We start from the raw sequence: 7,546 nt of genomic DNA, 5'->3' as shown, positions 1-7,546 counted from the left end.
TTTATTTTTATTAACGTTAGATAAATCTTCGGTAGTGTATCTCCTGTGCCCTCCGGAAGTTCTTGTTGAAGTAATTTTACCTTCTTTTTCCCACCTACGTAACGTGGAACTAGAAACCCCTAAAATGTTTGCGGCTTCTTTTAGTGTATACATGAAAACACCTCCTATAAAACCATTTTATAACAACCTATTAATTATTTGAATAAAAAAATCTTACCTAAAATAGTGAATTTTAGATAAGATTAAATACTTTTAACTAAACTGTTATAGAGCCCCCAGAGGAAATAATACGATTAATGCCGCAATTACATTTACGAAATCATAAATGCAATAACACCTTCTATAACCAATGCTAATTTCTTCCCTTGCCCACCCTCGCTATTTAAAATCCTTTATTACAATTACTATATCAAAGTAGTTAATTTATGAACCATTCATCTTTCACAACGAAGCAAAAGCTAAACGAAGATTTGTAAACCTATCACAAATGAATTAGTATAACTGCACAGCTTTCGAGTGTTGAAGCTAGCCCCCTCAATAATAGTTGTTGACTTATTATTTAATACAACAAAAACACTAAAATCTATTAGGAAAACCGTCTATTAATTGCCCATTCCTAAAAGAATGGCATATTTTATGTATCATTTTATTATAAGCTTTCATAATTTGTACTATAAACCATGAAAGGGGTGTTCGTATGGGATATTATGGTGAACCGACTTATTCGACATCACCTATTAATCCATGCTGTCCTCCACAACCAATAGATCCTTGTTACACTCCACAACCTGTTTTTATTCCTGCATATCCACCACCACCGCCATCACGTTATGGTTCGGGTTTTGGAGCTGCATTAGTCGTTGTAGTTGTAATTCTTCTAATTATATTAGGGGCTGTTTATTATTATCAATCACCCAAAGTAAAATAGAGCGCCATTGCGGTGCTCTATTTTACTAAGTAGTAAGTAAAGTAATTTAAATAAGCTGGCTAATTTTTTTTCGCTACAAAACAAGCATCACAAATAGCAAAATTAAAGTTCCATGGTAATATTTTACTACAACGCTTGCATTTTTTAGTGAGGGTTCGAACATCAGTTTTTAGTCGCTCATGAACCTCATCACTAATTTCTTGACGAATTCTTTCCCAATATATTGCTTCTGTTCCTCGTCCTAATCGATACAAAAATAAAAGATGCAAACCTAATGATTTGTAGGAAAGCTCTAGCTCCTCCAAACTACCTCTTTTTATAACAGGCTCAGGAAGCTCATTTTGACGTACAAGTGCAAACATCGTTTCTCTCCACTGCTTAATTAGCTCTGGATCCTTTTGTGAAAAAGGCAAATGTAAAAATCCATAAAGGTCCATCATCGAGAGACGCGCTTCAACTTCAGTATCTCGTATAGTTGCGTAGAGCTCTCGTTCCTCTGATAAAGATGCTTTCCTTGTACCTTTTGGACTTTCAAATTTATACCAAAGCTCAAAAAATTTACTAAGGTCTCTATAGTACTTCTGAAATCTTTCAAACACTGCACTTGTTGGCGCAATGGCAAACGTAGAAATCAAAACATCTTCTTGATGTAGTAAACGTCTCATTAACTTTACTTCTCCAGTAAACGCTACCTTGCCAACATCGTAAATACCTTTCCTTCCGGCTCTCCCTGCAATTTGTTTCACTTCTTGTGAAGTTAAACGGCGCCGCCTAACACCATCAAACTTTTCATTCTCTAAGAAAATAATACGACGTATTGGCAAATTTAATCCCATACCTATTGCATCTGTTGCTACAATTACTGTTGTTTCCCCATTTATAAAGCGTTCCATTTGCTTTTTTCTCGTTTCTGGTGGCATACTCCCATATATCATACTTACAGAATGCCCAGCATTTTCTAACCTTGAAGCAGTCTCTAATACTTTCCTTCTTGAAAAGCAAACGAGAGCATCACCTTTCGTTGTATGATTAATCTTAAACTCCTTTTTTTCAACAATAAGAGGAATGTCACGGTAATATTCACGAATCTCTATTTCTGAGTTACCTAATAATTGAATAATCATTTCTCTTGAATTCATGCTACCAATAATATGAACCTCTTTGGCATTGGCTTTAGTAATTGCTTTATACCAAGAAAAGCCGCGATCCCGATCTGTAATCATTTGAGCTTCATCAATTACGACTATGTCAAAAAATGACTTTTCGTGAAACATTTCAACAGTACAAGATAAATGACTAGCACCCTCTACTTCCTTCTCCTCTTCACCCGTTTTTAAACCACACGAGACTCCTTCTTTGTTTAATTTATCATATACCTCTAAAGCTAATAATCTTAAGGGGGCAAGATATAAACCCGTTTCCGCTATTTTCATTTGTTCCAAAGCATAATGCGTTTTACCTGTATTAGTTTCTCCTATATGAAGAACATAACGAATATTGCGACCAGCAGATGGACTGTATTCTCTTCCGAAAATATCTTCTATCATTCGAGCTTCCTCTTCTTTTTTTCGCTCGATTTCAGCCAATTCTTCTTCTTTTTTTCGCTCTCGATCCTTTATGTCGTGTTCATAAATAGCCATATGAGCTCGGAGGTCAAAAGGTATCGTTGCCAATTTCAAAAGATCTTCCACATACTCTGCTTTAATTTTTGAGAAATAATCGGATTGGAGTGCTAAAAGATAATCTTGGATCATTTCTTTTAAATGGGTAATTGTAAGAGATTGTTTAGTTATCTCTTCATATTCCTCTACAATCGGCGAGCGTAGTTGTTCAATAATACCATTTGAAACAAGACCAGTAACATACTTGTCAACTAATGACTTATATTTAAATTCATACGTTACATATTCCCAGTGAAAAGTTTTATGGACTTCACCAGTTAACTCTGTAAAAAAGGTCACCATCGTTGTATATTTTGTAGGGTCAAAATGACCTTGTTCTACTAACTTTTCTTCAATTTTATAAGCTTCAACAGTTGAGTACTTCTGCTTCTTCTTAAAATCAGCAGTAAGTTTTATAGCTACATAATTCCTAACGAAAATGTATAAAGTAGTAAAATTGTCTTCAATGTATCTTGCTACGCATTCATCAATCTCATTTTTTATTTCGCGCTTTTTATAAGCTAAACACTCTTCTTCCATTCTCTCCAAATAGCTAGCTCGTGCTATCGGGTATCTTTGCCGCCAAGAATTTTCGTTCTCAAGAAATTGTTCATTTAGCCATTGTAATACTTCAAATGACGGGAATGATCTCATTTCATTTCGAAAAAGTTTATTAATTAATTTTTTATCTACCCCTTCAATTTGATAGCCCTTTTCAAATAAATATCGTTTTTTTTCTTTTCTTGGAACATCATTGTTTGTCATGTTCAGCCATACATTAATCCATATTTGTTCAACATAAGTAATTCTTTCAGTTATATATTGACTATAACTTTGAGCAACTGTTTTTGTTTCAAGAAAACGATCAATGTCTTCATATACTTTTATCTTTGTATGTTTAATTGCCTCTGTATAGAGGTCGTTTATTCGATCCATAAATACTCTCCCTTCTATGGATGAATTCTAATGTTGAGAAGAGTTTTGTAAGAAACTATCCAAATAAGAGTCATATATTATAGTTTCTACCTTCTTATTCAATTTATTTATCTATCCTTTTATTTCTCCTAATTCACTGTATTAATGGATTATGTAATATAAACATGTTAATCAATTTTATCATTGATTATTCTCGCCAATAAGGTACTATATTAAGTTACGTTGAAGCGCACGTCACTTAATATAGATTTATGTGAGTCACTTTTGGTAATTATAAAAATACTCATGTTAATAAACATTTCGACATAATTACATAATTTCCTTTTACAATTCTCCTCACTCCAATAAATAAACTTACTAGAACAAGTGCAAAAAATGTCTAATTATGCGATAATGGATTTAGCATGCGATATTCAAGTAGGAGGGATTTACGTGAAAAATAAAAACAAATTTCAAACGAATGATAAAGTAAGCATCCTAGCAACAGGTCAAACAGTTACAGTTAATAAATTTAAATACGTCCCAAATATGAAAAGATACTCCTACACTGTAAATGAAAACCCTCAAACTTTTTACTTTGAAGAGGAATTAGAAGCTAAAACAGAACAATAGTAAAGGACTCCTAGTGAGTCCTTTGTTGTTTTGTTTGCTTCATCCCTATTCAACAAATTAATTTTCTAAGTCTGATTATAAATTTTTATCTATTGAGTTAGTACGTTTGCAATTAAATTTAGCTAATTATCTGTTTTATTTAGCTTATGAAATCACTCACATAGAAAGGATAAAATAATATTATGAACGATAAAGATAAGCAAATAATTGACAACTATTTACGTGATGAGCAAATGATGATTCTCATTTTTGCCCAATGGTGTGTTAATCATGATTTAGACCCTAATCAACTATATAAAAGAGCTTATCCACAGCAATCTAGTAACGCCGCTTTAGAGGAAGCCTTAGCTAATACCGTTTCAAAAGAAGAATCCGAATGTATAACTGATGAAACACTTCTAACCGTTCTATCGGTATTTGGAAATGAAGAGCTCGCTTTTATTGTTACAGAAGAAATAAAAAAGCTCAAAATTTAGCGGGAATTCAAATGACATTTTTTGACAGTCCTTAATCTGGGCTGTTTTTTAATTCCAAACTAACTCCATTAAACGGTCTTTTATTTTTATCTCCTTAATATTATGTAATGATATACCTTTTGAAAGGAGATAAGTATATGTATCAAATATCTGGTATACCGAAGCAAACACCTCCATTAATAACGGTTTATGGAGAAGGCTCTTTATCGATTTCTCCCGATCAAGCAGCGGTTACCCTTGGTGTTATTATTGAGGGGGAACAATTACAAGAAGTTCAACAAGAAAGTGCTATGATTATTACAAGAGTAATAAATAGCTTGCTACAACTAGGAATAAGCTCAGAAAACATCCAAACTGTTGTTTATCGTATTGACGTCCAATACGACTACAAAGACGGCAGGCAAATTTTTCGGGGTTATCAAGTTAATCATCAGCTACAAATACTGGTTGATAATATTGAGCTTACCGGCAAAATTGTTGACACCGCTGTTTTAAATGGTGCTAACTCTGTTACAAATATTGAATTCAAAGTAGCTCATCCTACTCTCTATTATCATAAAGCTCTAACTCTAGCAATGAAAGACGCCCATGGAAAGGCTCGAGTTTTAGCTAATGAATTAAATGTCAGGATTAACCCAGTTCCACAAAAAGTTGACGAATTAATATCTGCTCCAATTGTTCCATTTTCTGGTCCGCTACTTGCTAAAGCCGAAACTACGCCAATACAACCTGGTGAAATTACCATAACCGCTAATATCCAAACAAAGTACTCCTTTTATTAAACTAATTCCTCCCTTGTGATTTCCTTATACATAAACTTTATATATATATCGCAAAATATATAAGGTAGGAATAAGGGGGGATACAATGAAGACAGCTTCTGGTGAAAAAGAAGAAAAGCCTTTAGCTTGGTGGCAACTCTCATTATTAGGTGTAGCTTGTACTATTGGGACAGGCTTTTTCCTCGGATCAAGCATCGCTATTAACATGGCCGGTCCTTCCGTCTTGTTAGCTTATGCTCTAGCAGGGTTAGGTACCTATTTTGTTTATGAAGCATTGGCAAAAATGATGATTGCTAACCCACAAAAGGGGTCTTTTCGTACATATGCTAAACAAGCTTATGGTCGTTGGGCTGGATTTACTAGTGGTTGGGTTTATTTCCTCTCAGAAATGCTTATTATGGGAAGCCAAATGACCGCACTATCGATTTTTACAAAGTTTTGGTTTCCAGACATTCCGTTATGGATATTTGCTAGTGGCTATGCTGCGTTAGGGCTACTTGTCATCTTAGCTGGTCCAAAAGGCTTCGATCGAGTTGAAAATTTATTAGCGGTTTTAAAGCTCGCAGCGATTGTCATTTTTATCGTATTAGCCATTATCGCACTTTTTGGTGTATTCGGCGGAGCTGAAGAGACGGCTAGATTTCCTAGAACTTATGATGGCATCTTCCCAAATGGCATTAGAGGTTTAATGCCATCACTTATTTTTGGATTTTATGGTTTTGGTGGTATTGAGATTGTTGGTTTACTAGCAATACGTTTAACGAATATGAAAGACGCTCCAAAAGCCGGAAAAGTAATGCTTTTTTCCTTATCTTTTCTTTATATCGGCTCAATTGGACTTGCATTGTTTATGGTAACTCTAAATAATTTCACAAACGATACTAGCCCATTTGTTACGGCATTAAATAATTATGCAATCCCCTATGTTACTCATATTTTTAATGGTGTTTTTATTATTGCAGGATTTTCAACCATGGTTGCTTCATTATTTGCTGTCATTAGGATTTTAGTAACGTTAGCCGAAGATGAAGATGCTCCGAAAGCACTAGCAAAAAGAGTTAAAAATAATAAAATAGCTATAAATGCGATTTTATTAACTACTGTTGGTATCATTGTCTCAATAATATTAGCCATTATTATGCCTGGCCGGATTTATGAGTACATTACTACTGCTGCTGGTTTAATGCTATTGTATAATTGGTTATTTATTATTGGTTCTTACGGAAAATTACTAGAGATGACGACAATTGATAACACAAAGCGTTTTCTCGGTTTTTTCCTTGTTGTATTAGCGGTAATTGGTACCTTGTTTCATGGAATAAGTAGACCTGGTTTTTTTGTTAGTATTGCCTTTGTTGCAATCATTGCGGTCGTAACCTTATTTATGAAACAACATTGGAAAAAACCGAAAAACCCATCAACCCCTTCTGTTTTTACGAAAATAAAACAGTAGCAGCTTGAATACCAAAATACACACCAAAACCAATTAACGATATTCCTGATAAAATTGAAATTACTACTAATAGCTGATTTGTTAAAAATTTACGTAAATTACTAGATAAAAGGGCCATTGTAATATCCCAAACGGTAATTCCGATAAAAATTGCTGCACTATATAACAAAACCGTACTTAATTCATTTTGAGTCAGTGTTTTCGCTAAAATAGAGCCAAAAATACCGAGCCAAAAGAGAATCGTTAATGGGTTAAATAACGATATAAAAAAACCAGATAAAAAGGATTTTAAATACGATGCTTTATTACGATATTCATAATTTATTGTAGCAACTTCCCGAGCACCAAGAATACTTTCAAACCCTGTATAGACAAGTACAAAAAAACCGAATAACCAAAGAAAGGTTTGCATAAAAGGAATTTCTAAAAAGTTAACGACGCCTACAAATACTAAAAGCATATAAATGGCATCGGCAACAGTTGCCCCTAAGCCAACTAACCAAGAATGTAAAAATCCATTTTTTATTCCCTTATCAAGCTGTGCAGCATTTACAGGACCTATTGGTGCGGCTAATGAAAGTCCTAAAAATATGTAACCTAAAAAGACGCTCATAAAAATATCCTCCAGTCTGTAAAAAGTCATCTAAAGTCAGTTGGACAACCGACCGCTTGTACATTGTATTCAGCAAAAAGACTTC

At 34.0% G+C, this 7,546-nt stretch carries 8 protein-coding genes; 5 read left to right on the top strand and 3 right to left on the bottom strand.

All coding sequences use genetic code 11. The features are described 5' to 3' along the window. Positions 1 to 153, bottom strand: a 153-nt coding sequence (locus BKP37_RS04680; RefSeq protein WP_139193062.1) for a MerR family transcriptional regulator, incomplete at its 3' end; no start/stop codon positions are given. A 544-nt stretch (positions 154 to 697) separates the two neighbouring features. Here BKP37_RS04680 and BKP37_RS04675 point away from each other — a divergent pair. Next, positions 698 to 928 carry a YjcZ family sporulation protein gene (locus BKP37_RS04675; protein WP_071308527.1) on the top strand — a complete coding sequence of 77 codons (231 nt, stop codon included), beginning with the start codon at positions 698 to 700 and terminating at the stop codon, positions 926 to 928. A gap of 59 nt (positions 929 to 987) precedes the next feature. Here BKP37_RS04675 and BKP37_RS04670 read toward each other — a convergent pair whose 3' ends face one another. Next, complete coding sequence (locus BKP37_RS04670) at positions 988 to 3,525, bottom strand: DEAD/DEAH box helicase (protein WP_071308526.1); 2,538 nt, start codon at positions 3,523 to 3,525, stop codon at positions 988 to 990. A 432-nt stretch (positions 3,526 to 3,957) separates the two neighbouring features. On the opposite strand from BKP37_RS04670, the gene BKP37_RS04665 reads away from it, so the two are divergent. The 4 genes from BKP37_RS04665 (at position 3,958) to BKP37_RS04650 (ending at position 6,848) form a co-directional block, all read left to right on the top strand. Continuing rightward, complete coding sequence (locus tag BKP37_RS04665) at positions 3,958 to 4,137, top strand: hypothetical protein (protein ID WP_071308525.1); 180 nt, start codon at positions 3,958 to 3,960, stop codon at positions 4,135 to 4,137. Between the two features lie 182 nt (positions 4,138 to 4,319). Further along, positions 4,320 to 4,613, top strand: coding sequence for a hypothetical protein (locus BKP37_RS04660; protein ID WP_071308524.1), 294 nt, complete (start codon positions 4,320 to 4,322; stop codon positions 4,611 to 4,613). Positions 4,614 to 4,750: 137 nt separating this feature from the next. Continuing rightward, complete coding sequence (locus BKP37_RS04655; RefSeq protein ID WP_169823078.1) at positions 4,751 to 5,395, top strand: SIMPL domain-containing protein; 645 nt, start codon at positions 4,751 to 4,753, stop codon at positions 5,393 to 5,395. A gap of 85 nt (positions 5,396 to 5,480) precedes the next feature. After that, positions 5,481 to 6,848, top strand: a complete 1,368-nt coding sequence (locus tag BKP37_RS04650; protein ID WP_071308522.1) for an amino acid permease — start codon at positions 5,481 to 5,483, stop codon at positions 6,846 to 6,848. On the opposite strand, the gene BKP37_RS04645 is transcribed toward BKP37_RS04650, so the two are convergent. Further along, the gene (locus BKP37_RS04645) at positions 6,829 to 7,461 is read right to left on the bottom strand and encodes a LysE family transporter (RefSeq protein ID WP_071308521.1); all 633 of its coding nucleotides are present in this window, start codon (positions 7,459 to 7,461) and stop codon (positions 6,829 to 6,831) included. The two genes, BKP37_RS04650 and BKP37_RS04645, sit on opposite strands and share 20 nt — an antisense overlap. Between the last annotated feature and the right edge of the window lie 85 nt (positions 7,462 to 7,546).

This window comes from Anaerobacillus alkalilacustris, assembly GCF_001866005.1.
Taxonomy (GTDB): Bacteria; Bacillota; Bacilli; order Bacillales; family Anaerobacillaceae; genus Anaerobacillus; species Anaerobacillus alkalilacustris.
Note: the sequence above shows the minus strand (reverse complement) of the source record. Positions and strands in the feature narration are given on the sequence as shown.

What these genes read in the sequence shown, in the direction of transcription:
- BKP37_RS04655 (WP_169823078.1), top strand. Translation starts at nt 4,751, where the DNA reads ATGTATCAAATATCTGGTATACCGAAGCAAACACCTCCATTAATAACG.
- BKP37_RS04670 (WP_071308526.1), bottom strand. Translation starts at nt 3,525, where the DNA reads ATGGATCGAATAAACGACCTCTATACAGAGGCAATTAAACATACAAAG.
- BKP37_RS04675 (WP_071308527.1), top strand. Translation starts at nt 698, where the DNA reads ATGGGATATTATGGTGAACCGACTTATTCGACATCACCTATTAATCCA.
- BKP37_RS04645 (WP_071308521.1), bottom strand. Translation starts at nt 7,461, where the DNA reads ATGAGCGTCTTTTTAGGTTACATATTTTTAGGACTTTCATTAGCCGCA.
- BKP37_RS04660 (WP_071308524.1), top strand. Translation starts at nt 4,320, where the DNA reads ATGAACGATAAAGATAAGCAAATAATTGACAACTATTTACGTGATGAG.
- BKP37_RS04650 (WP_071308522.1), top strand. Translation starts at nt 5,481, where the DNA reads ATGAAGACAGCTTCTGGTGAAAAAGAAGAAAAGCCTTTAGCTTGGTGG.